General features: G+C 42.7%; 18 protein-coding genes and 2 rRNA genes. 1 reads left to right on the forward strand and 19 read right to left on the reverse strand.

The genetic code is table 11. The features are described 5' to 3' along the window. Window positions 1–4 precede the first annotated feature (4 nt). Genes NBH01_RS09375 through NBH01_RS09385 form a run of 3 tightly spaced genes read right to left on the reverse strand, consistent with a single transcriptional unit; the run spans window position 5 to window position 2,999 of the window. The gene (locus NBH01_RS09375; protein WP_008762999.1) at window positions 5–802 is read right to left on the reverse strand and encodes an ABC transporter permease; all 798 of its coding nucleotides are present in this window, start codon (window positions 800–802) and stop codon (window positions 5–7) included. Next, window positions 796–1,596 (reverse strand): ABC transporter permease, encoded by an 801-nt coding sequence (locus NBH01_RS09380; RefSeq protein ID WP_008762998.1) that lies wholly within the window; start codon window positions 1,594–1,596, stop codon window positions 796–798. Before NBH01_RS09380 ends, NBH01_RS09375 begins: the two co-directional genes overlap by 7 nt. Window positions 1,597–1,607: 11 nt before the next feature. Continuing rightward, complete coding sequence (locus tag NBH01_RS09385) at window positions 1,608–2,999, reverse strand: polyamine ABC transporter ATP-binding protein (protein WP_008762997.1); 1,392 nt, start codon at window positions 2,997–2,999, stop codon at window positions 1,608–1,610. Window positions 3,000–3,138: 139 nt separating this feature from the next. On the opposite strand from NBH01_RS09385, the gene NBH01_RS09390 reads away from it, so the two are divergent. Further along, window positions 3,139–4,239, forward strand: coding sequence for a TlpA disulfide reductase family protein (locus NBH01_RS09390; RefSeq protein ID WP_008762996.1), 1,101 nt, complete (start codon window positions 3,139–3,141; stop codon window positions 4,237–4,239). Window positions 4,240–4,348: 109 nt separating this feature from the next. On the opposite strand, the gene NBH01_RS09395 is transcribed toward NBH01_RS09390, so the two are convergent. The 16 genes from NBH01_RS09395 to NBH01_RS09470 all read right to left on the reverse strand — a co-directional run. Further along, window positions 4,349–6,913 (reverse strand): glycosyltransferase family 1 protein, encoded by a 2,565-nt coding sequence (locus tag NBH01_RS09395; protein WP_008762995.1) that lies wholly within the window; start codon window positions 6,911–6,913, stop codon window positions 4,349–4,351. Between the two features lie 38 nt (window positions 6,914–6,951). After that, window positions 6,952–8,613 carry a glycogen/starch synthase gene (locus tag NBH01_RS09400; RefSeq protein WP_062694885.1) on the reverse strand — a complete coding sequence of 554 codons (1,662 nt, stop codon included), beginning with the start codon at window positions 8,611–8,613 and terminating at the stop codon, window positions 6,952–6,954. A gap of 205 nt (window positions 8,614–8,818) precedes the next feature. Next, window positions 8,819–9,280, reverse strand: a complete 462-nt coding sequence (locus NBH01_RS09405; protein ID WP_005675599.1) for a V-type ATP synthase subunit K — start codon at window positions 9,278–9,280, stop codon at window positions 8,819–8,821. Window positions 9,281–9,332: 52 nt separating this feature from the next. After that, complete coding sequence (locus NBH01_RS09410; protein ID WP_032850648.1) at window positions 9,333–11,156, reverse strand: V-type ATP synthase subunit I; 1,824 nt, start codon at window positions 11,154–11,156, stop codon at window positions 9,333–9,335. After that, window positions 11,153–11,758 (reverse strand): V-type ATP synthase subunit D, encoded by a 606-nt coding sequence (locus tag NBH01_RS09415; RefSeq protein WP_008762992.1) that lies wholly within the window; start codon window positions 11,756–11,758, stop codon window positions 11,153–11,155. The genes NBH01_RS09410 and NBH01_RS09415 overlap by 4 nt, the downstream gene beginning before the upstream one ends. A gap of 40 nt (window positions 11,759–11,798) precedes the next feature. Then, window positions 11,799–13,124 carry a V-type ATP synthase subunit B gene (locus NBH01_RS09420; RefSeq protein WP_008762991.1) on the reverse strand — a complete coding sequence of 442 codons (1,326 nt, stop codon included), beginning with the start codon at window positions 13,122–13,124 and terminating at the stop codon, window positions 11,799–11,801. 33 nt (window positions 13,125–13,157) lie between these two features. Continuing rightward, entirely contained in the window at window positions 13,158–14,915 is a 1,758-nt protein-coding gene (locus NBH01_RS09425) for a V-type ATP synthase subunit A (RefSeq protein WP_250700078.1), read from the reverse strand. 17 nt (window positions 14,916–14,932) lie between these two features. Continuing rightward, window positions 14,933–15,775 carry a DUF2764 domain-containing protein gene (locus tag NBH01_RS09430; RefSeq protein WP_008764970.1) on the reverse strand — a complete coding sequence of 281 codons (843 nt, stop codon included), beginning with the start codon at window positions 15,773–15,775 and terminating at the stop codon, window positions 14,933–14,935. An 11-nt stretch (window positions 15,776–15,786) separates the two neighbouring features. Further along, window positions 15,787–16,377 (reverse strand): hypothetical protein, encoded by a 591-nt coding sequence (locus NBH01_RS09435; RefSeq protein WP_008762988.1) that lies wholly within the window; start codon window positions 16,375–16,377, stop codon window positions 15,787–15,789. 227 nt (window positions 16,378–16,604) lie between these two features. Then, window positions 16,605–16,943 carry a hypothetical protein gene (locus NBH01_RS09440; RefSeq protein WP_234141104.1) on the reverse strand — a complete coding sequence of 113 codons (339 nt, stop codon included), beginning with the start codon at window positions 16,941–16,943 and terminating at the stop codon, window positions 16,605–16,607. A gap of 122 nt (window positions 16,944–17,065) precedes the next feature. Next, the gene (locus NBH01_RS09445) at window positions 17,066–17,866 is read right to left on the reverse strand and encodes a hypothetical protein (protein ID WP_008764968.1); all 801 of its coding nucleotides are present in this window, start codon (window positions 17,864–17,866) and stop codon (window positions 17,066–17,068) included. A 13-nt stretch (window positions 17,867–17,879) separates the two neighbouring features. Further along, the gene (locus NBH01_RS09450; RefSeq protein ID WP_008764967.1) at window positions 17,880–18,251 is read right to left on the reverse strand and encodes a GntR family transcriptional regulator; all 372 of its coding nucleotides are present in this window, start codon (window positions 18,249–18,251) and stop codon (window positions 17,880–17,882) included. 15 nt (window positions 18,252–18,266) lie between these two features. Next, window positions 18,267–19,082, reverse strand: coding sequence for a hypothetical protein (locus NBH01_RS09455; protein ID WP_008764966.1), 816 nt, complete (start codon window positions 19,080–19,082; stop codon window positions 18,267–18,269). 3 nt (window positions 19,083–19,085) lie between these two features. Further along, complete coding sequence (locus NBH01_RS09460; RefSeq protein ID WP_008764965.1) at window positions 19,086–19,934, reverse strand: ABC transporter ATP-binding protein; 849 nt, start codon at window positions 19,932–19,934, stop codon at window positions 19,086–19,088. A 219-nt stretch (window positions 19,935–20,153) separates the two neighbouring features. Next, window positions 20,154–20,264: ribosomal RNA gene (rrf, locus tag NBH01_RS09465) — 5S ribosomal RNA — on the reverse strand. 178 nt (window positions 20,265–20,442) lie between these two features. Further along, a 23S ribosomal RNA gene (locus tag NBH01_RS09470) occupies window positions 20,443–20,534 on the reverse strand; the annotation flags it as partial.

Raw genomic sequence — 20,534 nt, forward strand, 5'->3', positions numbered from 1 at the left:
ATGTTCATGATTCTTTCTTCTTCGTTTTTCCGGCACGGTAATTAATCACTATCAGTAAAGCCAGTACCACCACAAAAATAATGGCGGACAACGGGCGGAGCTCAGGAGTCAGACCTCCCTTGCGGGCATCGGCATAGATATAGGTGGAAAGCGTTTCCAGCCCTTGATTACCGATGGTAAATACAGTTACGGCAAAATCATCGATTGAAAGCGTCAGTGCAAGCATAAAGCCACTGATCATTCCCGGACGAATCTCCGGAATGATTACCTTCCGCAAAGCCTGCATAGGTGTAGCTCCCAAATCGAGGGCAGCTTCATAAATGTTCGGATTCATTTGTTTCAGGCGCGGCAGAACGCTTAATACGACGTAAGGAGTACAAAAAGTGATGTGCGCCAGTACCACTGTGGTATATCCCTGCGTGATTCCGAGAGATACGAATAAAAGGAAAAGCGATATACCGGTTATGATATCACCGTTCAGAATAGGAATACTATTCACAAAACCAATCGCCTTGCGCGAGCGTGCTTTTAAGTTGAAGATGCCGATGGCAGCGATGCTGCCCAACAAGGTAGATGCCGTGGCAGCCAGCAGCGCAATGGTAATGGTATTGATCAGAGCATTCATCAGAGAATGATGGGCACCTGTATTAAATAGCGATGAATAAAGTTTGGTCGAAAACCCGGTCCAGTTACCTAATACCTTCGCCTCGGTAAAAGAGTAAATCACAATGATCACAATAGGGGAATATAGCAACAGCAGTAATACCCACAGGTAAGTCTGAGCGAATATCTTCTTTACCATAGCCCACCTCCTTCGTTCGTATTATCCTTATCATCGGTACTGAACAGTGAAGTCGCGGCTATCAGCAGCAGCATGATCAGCGAAAGTGCTGCCCCATAGTTCCACATACTGTTATTGATATTCTCCTGAATGGTAGTACCAAAGAGTTTGATATTGTTCATCGTCAGCAGTTCGGCAATGGCGAATGTCGAAATAGTCGGCATAAACACCATCATGATACCGCTCATGACTCCCGGCATGGAAAGCGGGAGAACTGCTTTGAAAAAGACCTGTACAGGATTAGCCCCCAAGTCCTGCGCCGCCTCAATGTAGCTATGGTCCATCTTCTGCAATGTGTTATAGATGGGATAGATCATGAAGGGGATAAAGTTGTAAACCATACCGAAGATCAGTGCTCCCTCCCCCAGCGGAACGCTGAAAAAGTCGAATAAAGCGACAGTGGCAAGGGTACGTACCAGAATATTCACCCACATGGGCAGGATAAACAACACCACCATTGTTTTGGAACGGTTCAGCTTGCTGTTGCTTAATATCCAGGCTGCGGGATATCCCAGCAGGATACAGATAAGAGTCGTAATAATGGCAATACCTATGGAATAGACGAAGGTATTGATCGCTTCGGGATGTTCGAAGAATTTCTGAAAATTGGCGAGTGTCAGATGACCGTTATCATCGGTAAACGCATACACGACAATTAGAACCAACGGTATGACCACAAAGATCGCCGAGAAAATAATGTAAGGAAGAGTCCAGCTCTTACGTGATGACAAAAATACTATAAACTTCTTATTCACTTCCTTTCCTGTTAATCGGTTATTTTAATTACACGAATCGCATCCGGAGGGATAGTAATACCCACACGGTCTCCGTCATCCCAGACATCGTTCGTATCCACAAACACATTCTCGTCCCAGTCAGACCATACAGTCAGATGGTAATGATCACCTTTATAAAGGATGAACTTCACTTCTCCCGTCAGCGTACCGTCTTCTTCGTTATCCTGCAGGATCACTTTATCAAAGTCTACTTCGACCTTGACATCCGTACCGGATTCCAGCCCTTCCACAGAGGCACATTCGAACGTACAGCCCAGGAACTCTACATGAGTAGCATCCTGCAACTTTCCTTCAAATGTATTGCATACACGTTCTTTCTTCATAATATGAATATCAAACGGCTTCACCAGCAGCCCCACTTCCGCACCGACTTCAAAATGATGATAATCCTGAACAAGGAACTCATATCCGCCACAAAGCACAGTCATTTCATAGTGTACCCCTTTGAAGATCGAAGTCTGTACCACACCGGTCAGTTGCGCCATCTCCGAAACCGGGAAAATATAAAGGTCTTCCGGACGAATGACTACGTCCACCGGAGTATTTTCACCGAAACCTTCGTCCACGCATTCAAACTCCGTACCACAAAAGCGTACCAGTTTATCATGAATCATCGTTCCGTTGAGAATATTACTTTCTCCGATAAAATCCGCCACAAATGAATTGATCGGCTCATTGTAGATATCAATCGGCGTACCGATCTGCTGGATTTTTCCTTCGCTCATCACGACAATCGTATCACTCAATGTCAAGGCTTCCTCCTGATCATGAGTTACGTATACAAATGTAATGCCCAGAGATTTATGCATTTCTTTCAGTTCCATCTGCATATCCTTGCGCATTTTAAGGTCGAGTGCAGCCAACGGTTCGTCGAGCAGCAACACTTCCGGCTCATTGACAATGGCACGGGCAATAGCTACACGCTGTTGCTGGCCACCGGAAAGAGAATCTACATCCCGATACTCGTAATCTGTCATACCAACCATCTTCAATGCGGCTTTCACCTTCTTGCCGATTGTCTGTTTCGGCGTCTTTTTCAATTTCAAGCCGAAAGCAATATTGTCGTATACATTCAAATGCGGGAACAGGGCATATTTCTGAAATACCGTGTTCACCGGACGTTTATGGGGTGGAGTCTGTGTGATTTCCTTACCCGATATTCGGATTTCGCCTTCCGAAGCTGTCTGAAAACCGGCAATGAGACGCAACAATGTCGTTTTTCCGCAGCCGGAAGGTCCGAGAATCGTAACAAACTCGCCCTTTTTCACGTTCAGAGTTACATCATCCAAAGCTGTTTTGTCGCCAAAAAACTTCGATACATGGCTAACCTCAATGATGGATTTGTCTTCTTGCATATTCATACTAAAAGTTTGGGCTGCAAAGGTACACATTTCTACGATTTCCACCTACGTGTTAATCTAATATAACAGTGTTTTTCGATGCCAGACAGAAAAAAAATCTATCTTTGCATAAATATTTATTCACTAATTTTACAAAAGCATGAAAAAGTTAACTTATTTAGTTATTGCGACGGCAGCGTTGGGTATGGTAGCTTGTACCGGAAACAAAGCCGGATACGTTATCACAGGTACAGTAGAAGGCGCTGCTGACGGCGACACTGTTTACCTTCAGGAAGCAACAGGCAGAAATCTTACAAAACTAGATACCGCAGTCATCTCTAAAGGTACTTTCACCTTCGAAGGCACGCAGGATTCTGCAGTAAACCGTTATGTCACTTGCGAAGTGAACGGAGAACCTCTGATGATTGATTTCTTCCTCGAAAACGGTAAAATAAACATTGCGCTGACAAAGGACAATGATTCTGCAACCGGTACTTCAAACAATGACGCTTACCAGGCAATCAGAACTCAAATCAATGATATCAGCCAAAAGATGAACGCTATCTACGAAGCGATGGGAGATTCTTCTTTGAGTGACGAACAGAAAGAAGCCAAACAAAAAGAAGGTGCCCGGCTGGAAGAAGAATATGATAAAGTAATCAAAGAAGGTGTACAGAAAAACATCACCAACCCGGTAGGTGTATTCTTGTTCAAACAGACTTTCTACAATAACTCTACTGAAGAGAATGCAGCTTTGCTGGAACAAATCCCGGCTAATTTCCAGAATGACGAAACAATCGTAAAAGTTAAGGAACAGACTGAAAAACAAAAGAAGACTGCCGTAGGTACTAAGTTCATTGACTTCGAAATGCAGACTCCGGAAGGAAAAACTGTGAAACTGTCTGATTACGCAGGGAAAGGTAAAGTGGTACTGGTAGACTTCTGGGCTAGCTGGTGTGGTCCTTGCCGTCGTGAAATGCCTAACCTGGTAGAAGCTTACGCTCAGTACAAAGGCAAAAACTTCGAAATCGTCGGTGTATCTCTGGATCAGGATGCTGCTGCATGGAAAGAGTCTATTAAAAAACTGAATATGACCTGGCCGCAAATGTCTGACCTGAAGTTCTGGCAGAGTGAAGGCGCACAGCTTTATGCAGTGAACAGCATTCCTCACACTGTTCTGATTGATGGCGACGGTACTATCATTGCCCGTGGTCTTCATGGAGAAGGTCTTCAGGCTAAATTGGCAGAAGTAGTCAAATAAAACACTTTAAAAAGATAGCCCCTGCAATCTAGATCATTCGAATTGCAGGGGCTTCTTTTATATAGGGACGTCAAGCAGGGAAGCGTCACTTCCCTACTCCGTCAAGCTATCAGATAAACCAACGTACGTAGCAGAAGTCTTGACGGTGCGGAAGTTCCGGATTTTTCGGGAACATACGGTAAGACACCTTGAAGCTACCGGCATTTGACAGGCTATGTTTAACCTGGAATGTGTAAAGGTCGCCTTCTTTCTTGATAACGCTGAACGGTTCTACAGAGTAAACGTGTTGTTTACCATCCGCAGTTGTATAAGTAGTTACCAGTTCAAGCCCTATAGCATCATTCAAGCCTTTTTCATCGATTACGTAAGTAATAGTATATTCTTTTCCGCTTTCGATATCACCGGCTTTCAAATCTTCCAGCTTGTCGCAAGATACGATTTCGATAGAATCCCACTTGGCAACGACTTCTTCTTTCCATGCAGCAATTTCTTTTGCTTTTGCATTGTCATTAGCAGACAGCATATGGAAACGTTTTGCCAACTTATTGTAGAACTTATTGTAGTAGTCGTCCAACTGGCGTTTCATCGTATAGTGAGGAGCGATCTGAGCGATAGAATTCTTCACTACCTTGATCCAGCCTTCCGAGTAGCCTTTCTTGTTACGAGCATAGTACAACGGCAGGATTTCGGTTTCAAGAATGCTGTAGATTGTAGCAGCATCCAACTGATCCTGATGTTCCTGATTCTGATATGTACGTTTTTCAGTCAACGCCCAACCTGCACCTTCACGGTAACCTTCCAGCCACCATCCGTCTAATACAGAGAAGTTGACAACACCGTTCATCAAAGCCTTTTCACCGGATGTACCGGATGCTTCCAACGGACGAGTCGGAGTATTCAACCAAATATCAACACCGGAAACCAGACGACGCGCCAACTGCATATCGTAGTTTTCGAGGAAGATGATCTTACCCAGGAATTCCGGACGACGGGAAATTTCGATAATACGTTTGATCAGCCCCTGTCCTGCTCCATCGTGCGGGTGAGCCTTACCTGTAAACAGGAACTGTACCGGATAGTCAGGATTGTTCACAATCTTAGAAAGACGTTCCAGATCAGTAAACAGCAGGTGCGCACGTTTGTAAGTAGCAAAACGACGGCCGAAACCGATCAGCAATGCATTCGGATTGATCTTATCCATCAATGAAACGATACGTGAAGGATCTCCCTGATTCTTCAGCCATGTATCACGGAATGACTTGCGGATATAATCTACCAGCTTGTTCTTCATCGTCATACGAGTCTTCCAGATCTCTTCATCGGGCACATTATAGATTGCTTCCCAAATCTTAGGATTCGACTGGTCGAACCAGAAGTTTTCATTGAAATATTTAAAGTACAGTTCTTTCCACTCCGTAGCACTCCATGTAGGGAAGTGAACACCGTTAGTCACATAACCTACGTGCATTTCTTCGGGGAAGTAACCTTTCCAGATAGTAGAGAACATCTCCTGAGATACTTTTCCATGCAGCCAGCTTACACCGTTTACTTCCTGAGCAGTGTTGCAAGCAAATACTGACATGCAGAAACGTTCGCCCTTATCCCCCGGATTATTACGTCCAAGGTCCATCAGGTCATCCCAGCTGATACCCATTCTTGCAGGGTAACCGCCCATGTATTTACCGAACAAACCTTCGTCGAAGTAGTCGTGACCGGCAGGAACCGGAGTATGAACTGTATAAAGAGAAGAAGCGCGAACCAGCTCGATAGCCTGATCAAATGTCAGTCCGGTAGCTACATAGTCGCAGATACGCTGAACATTGATCAATGCAGCGTGTCCTTCGTTACAATGATAAACGTCTTTTTTGATGCCCAATGCTTTCAGTGTCAGGATACCACCGATACCCAACAGGATTTCCTGTTTCAGACGGTTTTCCCAGTCGCCACCATAAAGCTGGTGAGTAATAGGACGGTCGAATTCGCTGTTCATTTCATTATCCGTATCCAACAGATACAAAGAAATACGTCCTACGTTTACGCGCCATACGTTAGCATGTACATAATAGTCCAGATAAGGAACATCCACTACCAACGGCTGACCATTCGCATCCATCACTCGGTCGATAGGAAGCTGACCGAAGTTTTGTGCTTCATAGTTAGCAATCTGCTGACCGTCCATAGACAACGTTTGAGTAAAGTAGCCGTAACGGTACAAGAAACCTACTGCACAAAGATCTACATTGCTGTCAGAAGCTTCTTTCAGGTAGTCGCCAGCCAATACACCCAAACCACCGGAATATATTTTCAGGACGCTGCTTAAACCATATTCCATGCTGAAATAGGCTACAGACGGACGATTCTCATCCGGCTTCACATCCAGATAATCTCTGAATTTTGTATAAACATCATTCATTCTTCTCAGAATTACCTTGTCTTTTGCCAAAGCTTCCAGCTTCTCATAGCTCATACGTTCCAGCAACAACACAGGATTCTGTCCACATTCTTTCCAAAGTTCCGGATCTAGATCTCTAAATAGTTCTGTCGCTTCAAAATTCCATGCCCACCAGATGTTGCGTGAAATTTCGGACAATTTCTCCAACTCAGCAGGGATACGTGATTTCACTGTAACCTCTTTCCAGTTCGGAGTATTCACATTACTAACTTTAATTTTCATAATGTTTTTGTTTACTTATTGATGAATAAAATGTTTTTTTAGCTTAACTGACGCTTCAGAGCATTGCGCAGAGCAATGTCATAAGCCTCATAATAATATTGAATGAAGTGCTTCCACAGTGCCTGCTCTGCAACATCTGCCGCACGTTTGCGGATTTCCTTCACTTCTTTTTCCGATTTATCCGCAAAGAGCGTAATCGTATCCTTGATACCATCCGCCACTTCCGAATCATTATAGTCCGAACGATGCAGCACTTCTACTCCATCATTGATGCCATGCTGATTCTTCAGACTGTTCACCCAAAGGCCAAAGCCTGCCAGATCAGTAGTTATTGTAGGTACACGGAACGCTACACTTTCCAAAGGAGTATATCCCCAAGGTTCGTAATAGGAAGCATAAACGCTCAAATCCTGTCCCAGCAATATATCATAATACTCTTTGTTCATAATACCATCACGACCGTCCAGATAGCAAGGTACGAAAATCACCTTTACTTTATCTTCGGGACGATTGCCCATTCCTAAATACTTCAGCATATCCAATACCTGGTCATGCGTCATATTGTGCAGCCAGTGAGTGATGAAAGGAACTTCAAGCGGTGTGTCGAACTTTTCTTTGCTTTTCAATCGCGCCTGTAAATCCTCACGGGGATCTCCCACCCAACCGGGTACATTGATGAATGCCAATACATTCTTATGCAGGTTTTTATCTCTGTTCAGGCGGTTCAATGACTCCAGAAAGACATCGATCCCCTTGTTCTTGAATTCATAACGACCACTGGTTCCGATGATTAACGTATCATCATCCAGATTTGTTCCCAACAATTTATTGGCTACGTTCAACATTAATGAGCGCGCACGCTTACGTTTTCCGGTAAATGTATTGCCTTTGGGTACGAAATCGTCTTCGAAACCGTTCATCAGTACTACATCTGCCGGTTTGTCGAGCAATTCCTTGCACTCGTTATTGGTGATTTCACTTACTGTCGTAAAACAGTCTACATGATGCGCCGTCTGCTTCTCAATGGAATGCTTCGACTGCATATTCAGTTCCTGCGCCATCTGATCGCCATTATACGCAAACAGATAGTCATACAGCGGCTTATGATTGCCGGCTATCGAACGTCCGATGGAAGTAGCGTGGGTTGTAAAAATAGTAGCAACTTCGGGGACAGCTTCCTGTACATAAAGTGCTCCCATTCCGGTCATCCATTCATGTGCCTGATATACCACCTTATCCGTTTCTGTCAGGTTGTAGCGGTAGAAACTTTCTACTACTCTTCCAGCAGCGTACGAAAACATAGAAGCCTCGTCATAATCGCCATAAGCGTGCAACGAGTCTACTTGAAAACGATTCCACATTTCTGTGTATATATCGTTCTTCTTTTCAAAAAAAGGTTGGAAATCAACAAGAATGACAATAGGTTCACCGGGTATATTCCATCGTCCTATACGGACGGAAAGATGATCGTTTTCAAGTGCATGCGTTTTCCAGACAGCGCACAGATTATCCGACTCGATGAATAGAGGGTTCTCTTTTCCTTGCCACACATCAGGACCTATGAAAAAAATTCTGTCGCGGAATTTTTCCTGCAATGTATTCGCCCGTGTCGACAATACGGTGTATATCCCTCCCACTTTATTACATACTTCCCAGCTGGACTCGAAGATATAATCGGGGGTTAATAAATCTTTTACCATATAATATATTAAAACTCTTTTTAGTATGCGAGTGCAAAAGTACGCATTATTCTTTGAAAAATAATACTTTATGCGAAAAATATGAGTTAATAAGAGGAAAGAAAGGTTAGCCCGCCATGAAAAAAGAATATCCCCTTGCGAACGCAAAGCTGCATTCACAAGGGGATTGAAAGATCTTTATTAAAAAATTTTTTCCTTGAAAAATTTACGCAAGTGCACTACCGATCAAGAAAGTGGCAGCCAAAGCAACGATAGCGTAAAGTTCCGGGAATACGGCAAGAATCAATGTATTACTAAACACGTTGTGTCCCTGGCCGATAGCAGCGATACCGTTTGCACAAACCTGTCCCTGACGGATAGCCGAGAACAAGGCTACCAATCCCAAAGCGATACCTGCACCGAGAACTGCCGATGCCTGGATAGCAGTGATTTCAGGAGTCAAGATACCGAAGATAGTCTGGAACATAAAGTAACCGGCAAAACCGTACAGACCCTGTGTACCCGGAAGCGCAGTCAATACCAGGAAGTTACCGAATGCACTATCATTCTTTTTCAATGCGCCGATAGCAGCGTTACCTGCAATAGTTACTCCGTAAGCACTACCAATGCCTGACAAACCAACCATAACCGCGATGCCAATGTAGGCAATAAACAAATTCATTTCCATAATCTTATTCTATTTTTATTGTTTAATTCTTAGTTTATTATTTCTCAATGTTTTATTCTAAATTTCTAAAAGGCTTGTACTCCTTGCCGCCTCCTTCATAACCGGAGTTCTTGAAGAACTCTACAAATGTCAGACGCATCGGGTGAACCATTGCACCAAGCACATTCATAAAGATGTTGATTGCATGACCGATCACAAAGATCAGCACCATTACGATAGGACCGGCAATCACGTTATCCGGACTCATACCTACTGCCAGACTGTTGAACACTCCCGCCAGAATACCTCCGGAAAGTCCGAGGGCAAACAGACGAACGTAGGACAAAACATCTCCCAGCAGACCGGTAGCCATGTTATATGAATCCCACAAACCAAGTCCGATATTCATGAATATGTTCTTTCCCGGACTGTTATAGAGGAATATCATCGCACCGGAGATACCCAGAATAACCAAATGCACTGTACCTCCCATTGGCAGCACATTCGGCAACAAAGCCGAAACAGCCATTGAAACCAACAGGATAATCCATCCGATCGTTGCCACTGCATATTTGAAACCAAACTGAATCGTCTGATTGACTGCTTTTAGCACCATACCGAACAAAATCTGAATAGCACCCAAAATCAATGATAACTGGAACATATCGTTATTATCCATCAGCACCGCGTGTTTCAGACGTTGCACGATAGGCCAGTCCAGATCATAAATGTTCGCTCCGAAGAATGTACCTGTCAGCAACCCGCAGAAGAAAGTTGAAACAGCCAATACTTGTATCAGCGAAAGAATCGACTTCATTGACGGAGTCACCTTCTTTGCCAGTAAGCGATATGCCGTAGCTCCAAGGAACAGGAAAAGTCCATATCCGGAATCTCCCAGACAGAGTCCGAAGAAGATCATAAAGAACGGGGCGAAGAACGGTGTCAAATCCAGTTCGTTATACTTCGGAAGCATATACAATTTACAGATCGGTTCAAACCAGGCAAAGAATCCCTTGTTATTCAATCGAATAGGAACATTATCACCCGGCATCGGATCGGTTATCTCATAATATACATGTGCGTCATTCAGATAGGCTTCTATCTCCACCTTACTATAGGCAGGAGCCCATCCTTCAATCAACATCAGTTTATCACCGGCAGCCTGTTCAGAACTCAATACTACTTTCGAGAATTCAATCTGTCCCTGCAACTCCCTCAAAGCAACCTTCAAGGAAGGCACATCCGTTTCAGAAAGTGTTACCAACTTCTTTTCGTTCTCTTCGATAGCCTGCTCCGTTGTATTATACAACGTTTCAAGATGTGCCAGCGAATAGGCGGGAAGTTTTGCCTGCTCAACGTCCAAATCTACTTCCTGACCGGCTTTGGTGACAGTCACAAAGAATACTTTGGAAGAAATACGATTTATGATCATCGCATTGTATTCCGTCTCCCATTCTTGCTGGTAGTTTCCTTCCGAACAGCTATAGAAACCGATTACATAGCCGGCATCTTTCAACTTCCGGACACTTGCCGGATCGAAGTTGCCCCATGCCTGCAATGCTTCCTTTTCTTTGGCATAGCCCTGCAATTGCTGAGACAATTTGCCGTGTTCAGTCTGCAAAGCATCTACTTCATCCAATACCTGCAAACCACGAGCAGCTGTCCCTCCTTCCGTTGCGATCACAGCATCTTTCTCATGCTTCTGATTCTGAAGCAATTTCAGAGTAGCTGTCAGACGGTTGGAAAGACGGATATTCTCTTGCAGTTCCGTATTGTCGGCAGCACCTTGCTGTTTCTCCACGATGTGGACTACACCAAGTTCGCGCAGACTGTTCAGGAATTCTTCGTATTCCTTATGATAAACCAGGAATGTGAGTTTCTTCATTTTTGTAATCATGCCTCTTCCTCCTTCCTTTTTTCCTGATGGGACTTCATGATCTTTTGCGATGATTTCGACAAGTTCTCTTCATCTTCCATAAATCTCTTGATCTTTCGCAATGCATCCTGATAGCCCGGTATCTGTACCTTCTCAAAAAGATTCACTTTCTGAGTGGTCTTTTTCCTCGCATGTTCTAGCAGATTCAGCTTGGCGAGCATAAACTCACGTTCAATTGCCGTATGCGCAAGTTCCTCCAGCAAATGGATACCGTCGGCATACCATTTGGGAGCGTTAAACATACTGTACGGACGTATCTCGAAATCGATATTTTCGAGAAGCGGTACACGTACACCCGCAATCTTTTTCACGCCAAGATGAACGTCATTCACCTTTATCAATGAAGCGTCAAACTCATTCCAAAGGGCGAACATGGCTTCATAGGCTTGAATTTGTTGTTCGAGCCTATCCTCCAGATCGGCAGCTTCCGTTTTACAGCGCTTCACTTCCATGCGGAGGGCGCTTTCCTTATTCTTGATGATAGGAAGCGTACGCACCCGCACTTTCAGTTGCTTTTCGAGCTGCTGAAGAGAGGTTTTGTTATATTGAAACTTTATAGCCACGTTGTTTTTGCTAATTATTGGTTATAAATTTAGTTGCTGACTATTCTCCTTTCGGCCAGTACTGGTCAACAAGCTCCTTCTTGATATTTACTTCTTCCGGACGGAAGTATTCGCCGAACAAGCCCCAGGCCACATCCAGCATTTCAGTAGTATCAAGGTTAACATCAATAGCCAGCAACTGGTTAGAATAGTCCTTCGCAAAAGCCAACGTACGTTCGTCGTAATTTGTCAGGTCGAAACCGTTTTCCATCTTAGTCTTCGCATTTGCAGCATCGGCATACAGACGTACAGCGGCATTCATCACCTGCGGATGGTCTTTACGTGTCTTCTTACCGGTTACCAGCTGTTTCAGACGAGACAATGAACGGAACGGGTCAACAATAACCTTACCGATATCACTGTCACGACGCAAGAACAACTGTCCTTCTGTGATATAACCCGTATTATCAGGCACAGCATGTGTGATATCTCCACCGGACAACGTTGTCACCGCAATAATCGTAATAGAGCCACCGGAAGGGAACTGCACCGCCTTTTCGTAAATCTTCGCCAAATCCGAATAGAGCGAACCCGGCATAGAGTCTTTGGACGGAATCTGATCCATACGGTTGGATACGATAGCCAACGCATCGGCGTAGCTGGTCATATCGGTCAACAGTACCAATACTTTCTCGTTATTGTTTACGGCGAAGTATTCGGCAGCAGTCAGTGCCATATCCGGAATCAGCAGACGTTCTACCGGAGGATTTTCCGTCGTATTCATGAAGCTCACAATACGGTCGAGAGCACCGGCGTTGGAGAATACATTCTTAAAGTAGAGGTAGTCATCGTTCGTCATACCCATACCGCCCAGAATGATCTTATCTGTTTCAGCACGCAATGCCACGTTTGCCATCACCTGATTGAAAGGCTGGTCGGGGTCGGCGAAGAACGGAATCTTCTGACCGGATACCAGTGTGTTATTCAAGTCGATACCGGCAATACCCGTTGCAATCAGTTCCGACGGCTGTTTACGGCGCACCGGATTCACTGACGGACCACCGATTTCCACTTCCTGTCCTTCAATTTCCGGACCTCCGTCAATCGGATCACCGAAAGCATTGAAGAAACGTCCTGCCAACTGCTCACTCACTTTCAACGTAGGCGATTTGCCGAGGAACACCACTTCGGCGTTGGTAGGAATACCTTCCGTACCTTCAAATACCTGCAGAGTGACATCGTCACCGGCAATCTTAACCACCTGTGCCAGTTTACCGTTCACAGTGGCAAGCTCGTCATACCCTACTCCTGTCGCTTTCAGCGAACAAGTAGCCTTGGTAATCTGAGTAATCTTGGTATATATCTTTTGAAAAGCTTTTGTTGCCATCTATATATTTACAATTTAGCTATTTACAATTTACTATTTAACGCTTCTTTCGGCAATCAATTCTTTTAATTGCTGCTGGAATCCTTCGTACTGCTCAGATTTGAACTTCGAGTAGTTCATCTGCTTGCATACATTGATCATCCTTTTGAAGTAATCCATTACTTCATTGAAATTGTCAAATTCAAATTCTGTATGGCAGATGTCGATTATCATATTCAGAATTGCTTCCTGACGTTCCATCGGAGTCACCGAGTCAACCTCATCAAAGGCATCCTGTTGCAGGATTACGAAGTCGATCAATTCGGATTTCCAGAAAATCACGTGGTATTCCACAGGTACACCGTCATCACCCAGAATGTTAATCTGCTCGGCAATTTCCTTACCACGCTGCAAGCGGGTTTTAAGTTCATTCACCTTGCCGATCCATTCGTCATTGATATGTTCCTTGATATATTCTTCAAATTCCGGATATTCGATATATTTGGAATAAGAGTCAATCGGGTTCACGGCCGGATAGCGTTTCTTATCGGCACGATCCTGTTCCAATGCGTAGAAACAGCGGGCTACCTTCTTTGTATTTTCCGTTACAGGCTCTTTCAAGTTACCACCGGCAGGTGACACCGTACCAATGAAAGTAATTGAACCGGTTTCGTCGTTACCCAGTTTCACATAACCTGCACGACCGTAGAAGTTAGAAATAATAGCAGAAATATCCATCGGGAACGCATCCGGTCCGGGCAATTCTTCCATACGGTTGGACATTTCGCGCAACGCCTGCGCCCAACGGGAAGTAGAGTCAGCCATCAGCAATACCTTCAGTCCCATCGAACGGTAATACTCAGCCAAAGACATTGCTGTATATACAGATGCTTCACGGGCGGCTACCGGCATGTTGGAAGTATTTGCAATAATAATGGTACGCTCCATCAATTTGCGTCCTGTATGCGGGTCCACCAATTCCGGGAATTCTGTAAAGATTTCCACTACCTCGTTGGCACGTTCACCACAAGCCGCAATAATTACGATATCCGCTTCCGCCTGTTTGGAGATAGCGTGCTGAAGCACTGTCTTACCTGTACCGAACGGGCCGGGGATAAATCCTGTACCGCCTTCCACAATCGGGTTCAGCGTATCGATTACACGTACACCGGTTTCCAGCAATTTGAAAGGACGCGGCTTTCCTTTGTAATTCGTCATAGCCCGTTTTACCGGCCATTTCTGAATCATCGTTACCGGAATGTCATTTCCTTCCTCATCTGTCAGGATCGCAATGGTATCTTCTATTTTATAATCTCCTTCGGGCATAATGGTCTTTACGGTAGCCGTTCCGTTCATAGTAAACGGAGCCATAATTTTCAGCGGCTGGAAGTTTTCGTCCACCTGTCCCAGCCATGCGGAAGCTACGACTTTATCGCCGGCTTTCACCATCGGAACAAAATGCCATATACGTTCTTTATCCAATGGATATGTATATTGTCCTCTTTTCAGGAAAACACCGTCCATCTTGTCAAGGTCGTTTTGCAGACCATCGTAGTTCTTCGATAACATACCCGGACCTAAGGTCACTTCAAGCATGTGTCCTGTAAATTCGGCTTCGGCACCTACCTTCAGTCCACGGGTGCTTTCGAACACCTGGACATATACGTTTGCACCTACCACCTTAATCACCTCCGCCATCAACTTATCGCCACCGGTAGAGATATAACAAATCTCATTCTGAGCTACCGGTCCGTCAACGACGAGGGTCACCATGTTGGCAATAACGCCACTAACAGTTCCTTTTGTTGCCATATATTTTTTTAAATTTATTATCTGAATTCTGCGGGAATCTGTACTTCATTCTTCAGCGATTCAATGATGCTTCGGAACAATTGATTTCCTCTTTCCTTATCCAATGAAATCCAACGCTCAATCATTTCCAGTTTCAGCAAGAAAGCGAAAATACGTTCAACGGTGAAATAGTCGAAGAAAATAGCATCTTCCATCCAGTTCCACCGCAGAGCATCCAATTTCTTCTCACGTTCCACCAGTTCCGTGATCTCACTGATCTTCACCAACGATTCAAAAACATCCACCTCACCGGACAATCCGAAATCGCGGGCGCTGGATGTACGCAAGGCTTCGCATACTTCCGTGTTTCCTACGATATGGGCAGCAATATCCCATTTGAATTTACGAGCGGTAAATGCAACAAGAATATTATTAATGTTCAGATTGAATTCAAACCAGGAAGAGACGAACTTATTTCCACATTTCATGGCGTACTCATAATATAAAGCAGCCAAATGATCTTCCTGCAACACCATGCTTTCGGCAGGTGTATTCAGATAATCGGAAATAAAAACAGACAGATAAGAAGGAAATTCTTTAGGGCTGATTTCCCCGCCTTCTCTCAGAATAGAAATATATTCGGTGAGTTCCGCGGCAGAGTAGTTTCCACGTTTGTCTATTTCCGCCTCTTTGTCTTTGAGGAGTTTCAGCACGTTGGCATTATCAAACTTCAGATAGAACAAGTCGATCAACTTTTGGTCTGAAGCAGACAATCCGCTATAGATCTCTGTTTTAAAATCGGCTACTGTATAGCTCAGTTTACTGTCCTCCAAAGTGAGTTCCGGCAAACCGGCTACCAAGTAATAGTATTTACTACCCATAGTCGCTCCTTTTAAAATAGCATTTCTACTAACTGAGGACGCAAGAACGCTTTGAAGTAATTCATGAATTCTTCTTCTCCGAAGTTCACCTTATACGAACCGTCCGCCGGAGAAACCGTAAATAAAGTCTTGATACCGTTCACTTGTTCGATCTTCACACCTTTATCCAACAAAGCTTTCGCATGGGCTGCAAAATACTTTTTCAGTGATTCAGCGTCGGCCGTAGAGATGACGATAGGTTCATCTACACTCCATTTGGATGCCAGCGCAACGATAAACGCATTCAGATAATCCTTATCCTGAGCGAAATCCTTCACAGAAGCGGTTATCAACTTGTCAGTGACCATCGTGGCAATCTCAGATTTGAGTGCGTTGACAGCCTGACCGGAAAATAGTTTTAACTCTGATTTTGTATTATCTGCCAGTTCATCAGCAGATTTACGAGAGGCAGCGACAATTGATTCCGCTTCTTTACGAGCATCCTCAATGATCTTCTTTGCTTCATCCTGAGCATTCGCGATAAGTCTCTGCGCTTCTTCGTTTCCTTTTTCCACGCCTTCACGATAAATCTTATCGGTCAACTCTTGAATTTTGTTTTCCATATTAACAGGAGTATTTAGTATTATTACTGTATTAATTATGTTCCTTCAATAGATTCTCGCCAAATTTACAAAAATCAATTTGATAAAAAAGAGAAAGATGCAAAGAAATCGACTCTCTTCTTATAAAATCACACTTTTACACCAATTTTATTCCGCTTTTCTCACGGTAATATTACTAAATGACACCTGTCTTAAAATATTATAACGAATAAAGCACCAACAATGAATTATTTCTGCCTTGATTTGATATATTCTTCTTCTTTTCCTGTAATCATACCAAGCCCGATACCTTTAATTACAGTTTTTCTCCGTTGATAGATACCCAGGTATCTGGATTCAACTTCATACGTAATTTGTGGATAAAAGACAAAGTCCCACAGCCCCTCCCTATAGATCGGTTTTATCGTGTCGGGCATATTCAAAGACTCTTTCCATTCCTTCAGTTGAGCCGGACTACTTTCCGACGAACTACCGGCTGTACCCAATACCAGACAACCCAATAAATAAGTTTTTTCGATCGTTTCTTTATAATTATTCAATCTGTTTTCCGGTATAGTATCCAGCATATTATTACTTATCTCTACTTCCCGGAATCCGTCTAAGTCCGGTTAGTTACAGCCGGACAAACCAACCAACAGACTTAAAACAGCAAAATACTTTATAGTTTTCATTTCCTTTCCGTTTATATTCAACGATTCAATATAATCTCACCCTTCTGTCTCAAAGTAAGCTCAAGTTCCGCATCTTTAGCTAAGGGATTCCAAAAGATACGCTTGCAGTTGATACCTGTCCGATATCTATGCGAATCTTTTCCTGACAGATACAAATTATCAACACTGAATCCGGAAATCTCACTACTCCTGATAGTCCCTAATTCTTCATAATAATTTATTGCCTTCACTTGATTAGCCTTCAAGCTCAGTTTCTTCCCTCTTATATCCAACGAACGAAAACTACAAGATTCTAGTGAGATGTCCTGCCATTCGTCATTAAAGAGATATAAAGAGTCCAAATTCATCTTCTTTACATTAATATTCACCCTACTCACACGATTTTCAATAGAAAGTAATGTCGAATCCGTTTTTAATTCCATATTCAAACCACCTAAAACTAATCTAGCTCCTTTTTCTATCTCTCCAGTTATTTGAGAAAGACCTTTATCGTCCAGATTTATTTCAACCAACAGGCAATCCCCTTCTTGGCTCACATTCAGATATTTGCTCTTCGGATACACCAATATACTCTTATCCGAAAAGGATGAAGCCTGTACATCCAACTTACCCAATACTCCTATATCATCTTTATCAATTTCCCCTAGCTTTTCAACTATCTTCACATGACGAATCCCTGCCATTTCTATTTCAGTACGTTCCCCTTCCATTGATAAACGATGAGCTGTTTTCTCGGCCGCAGGTGTCCTCAGAAGGATAGGTATCAGTAATAAACCCAGTACAAAAAGTCCTATGATTATATATGTTGTGCGTTTCATATCTTATTTATTTTTATTGATTTTGTCTTTGTATAAATTCATAATACATCTTCTCTATTTCTTTGATAGAGATGCCGAGTGTATAAAGTTGTCGGAAAAAGCCATCAACCTCTTCTTTCAGGAACTGTTCTTTTCGCAACGAATGAATCAGTGCCTTTGCTCCGGAAGCTACAAAAAAGCCAATGCCTCGTTTATTGTAAATCACTTCCTGAGACTGAAGATACTCGTACGAGCGCATCACTGTATTTGCATTCACTTCTACAATAGATGCATATTCCCTGACTGAAGAAATACGCCCCTCTTCTTCATATTGTCCCAACAAGATGTCATCACAAATGCGATCGGCTATCTGTAAATATATTGCTCTGCTTTCTTTAAAATTCATACATACCCTCCTTTTTTACATCCGATGAATTACTTCTGACTCTTTTAAGCGGAAATAAGTCAAGACCCAATTTATAATAGTTAATACAGGGAATAGTATATGTCCCCACTTAAAGATAAATGAATTCAAATTTATAATATCACAATCTTTAAATAGATGAACAGCAACTACTCCACTCCAATAATACACAAAGCCAATGACAACCAGGATTATAAGTGTTTTAATAAAAGCATTCCTAGACCAGAAAATACTGCCCAACAAAAATAAAGATTGAATATACAGATTAAGCAAAATCAATAAAGTTCCCTCCGACCAGTTGTGACATAACGAATATTTACCATCTCCCTGATCAACGAAATACTTAAATTGCGTCGCTTCTATAGAAGGGACTTCCGAATATATCATTGCACAAACAAATACACGGGTATAGTCCGCCAATATTATAAAGAAATAGATAAGCAATGGAAGAATAAGTACATAGATCAGCCAATGAAGAAAGTACTTTTCAAAAGTAGTAGCAGGCACCATTAAATTTGTAATACGTCTTGTTTTAGACTTCATTGATTCAAATGCAAACGAAGCACCAAGACATGTAAATCCCCACCAAACCCACATCCAGGTGATCAGAGTAGTTACATGTACATTCGCGTCGTCAAACGAAAAAAGCGGATTATAGCTTTTGTATTCGAAATAGCCGGCCCATATCAATGCGATTGTCAAAACTCCATATATCATTAATGTACGAAGCATATACAACTTCCAATTTTCCGAAACCTCTTTATGGAGTAATTTTCCGAAACGGGAAAAACTAAAAAATGTATCCTTTATCATAATCTATTCATATTGAGCGTGAAACAATTTAGTGATCTTTTGTGGTTGTGCCAGTGTTGCATTAAATAGCAGTTCCAGGTTGATATCCGAATCTTCGCCATACTCATTCAGTAAAAGCAAACTATTCCCCTGCAGAGAAGGGACAGCAAAAAGCGCTTTATCCATCAGGCTACGGTCATCACTTTCCTTGAAGCACAATTTCTCGCAAATACGCACTATTGATTCGTTCAGCAACACCCGGCTTTCATCCATGATCATGACTGAATCCAGCATTTTGTCTATATCACGTATCTGATGAGTTGAAATTACAATAGTTTTATTCTCTGTCATCCCCGATGCCATAAATTTACGGAACTGGCTCTTTCCCGGAATATCCAGTCCATTGGTCGGTTCGTCCATCAGCAGAAGAGAAGTATTGGTAGCCAAAGCAAAACTCATAAACACTTTCTTTTTTTGTCCCATAGAGAGTGCTCCTAAATTCACATCCATATCCATTTCAAAACAATGAAGATACTTGTGCATATCCTCTTTGCTAAAGTTCGGATAAAAAGGAGCATTCAATTCAATATACTTTTTCAATGGAATAGAAGGCAATTCAAATTCCTCCGGAACCAAGAACATATCCTGCAACGTCATTGGCAGACGAGAACGGACATTTATATCATGGAACACTATTTTCCCTTTTTTCGGAGTCAATAACCCGGCTATCAAATAAAGGAGAGTAGATTTCCCCGCCCCATTGCGTCCTAACAGTCCATAAACCCGACCAGCCTCTAAAGAGAAAGAAAAGTCGTGTAATACCATGCGCTTTGATTTGGGATAGATAAAAGACAAATTTTCAGCTTTAATCATAATATTAATTTTTAAGTTCTTATAGTTAATACACGACGTCTAGTGTATTAGTTTAATAGTACACTACAAAAATATATATTCATTCCGAAATAACAAAAGAAAAAGAATATAAATTTGGCTGAATCATAGAAAATAAGCAGGAGAACCCAAAAATCTGACAAGAAAGTGTATAAACAAGAAATCCCCGCCAATCAAAGATGACTGGCGGGGACTTTCTAAAAATGGCGGCTACCTACTCTCCCACTGTTACGCAGTACCATCGGCGTGACGAGGCTTAACTTCTCTGTTCGGAATGGGAAGAGGTGGAACCCTCGTGCTATAACCACCTGAATTTCTTCAATTGACAATGGACAATTGACAAATGACAATTATCGCAGCTGTCATGATAAGTTATGACATGATAAAAAGTAAAATTCAAGTATCTGTTAATCTAATTGTCAATTGTCATTTGTCATTTGTCAATTGTCAATTAAAAAAGCTAAACGTATATATCGCGATCCGCACCGTCCGAAAGAAAGTGAACGGGCAATTAGTAATGCTCGGCTTTGATGTTACCACCTTTACACCTGCATCCTATCAACGTCATCGTCTTTAACGACC

It is taken from the genome of Bacteroides sp. B1-V-101 (assembly GCF_023656585.1).
Classification (GTDB): domain Bacteria; phylum Bacteroidota; class Bacteroidia; order Bacteroidales; family Bacteroidaceae; genus Bacteroides; species Bacteroides thetaiotaomicron.